The sequence below is a fragment of the Desulfovibrio sp. 1188_IL3213 genome (assembly GCF_036763145.1).
GTDB lineage: Bacteria > Desulfobacterota > Desulfovibrionia > Desulfovibrionales > Desulfovibrionaceae > Desulfovibrio.
In genome coordinates, this window is record NZ_JBAIYR010000758.1 from 1 (window position 1) to 211 (window position 211).

1 protein-coding gene is annotated in these 211 nt (G+C 55.0%); it reads left to right on the forward strand.

Features of this window, described 5'->3' with window-relative positions; genetic code table 11:
• On the forward strand, positions 1-211 hold a 211-nt coding region (locus V6C16_RS14870), incomplete at both ends, for a DDE-type integrase/transposase/recombinase (protein ID WP_333543644.1).

Sequence of the window (211 nt, forward strand, 5' to 3'; positions counted from 1 at the left end):
TATCCGCACCACGGAATCAAATCACGCGCTGGCGGTCGCTCCCAATCTTTTAAACCGTAACTTCGCGCCGGGCGAACACAACCGCGTGTGGGTGAGTGACATAACCTATATCCCCACACGGCAGGGCTGGGTATATCTTGCCGGAATCAAGGATTTACACAGTCGGGAAATTGTCGGCTTCAGCCTGGCCGAACGTATGGACACCGGACTT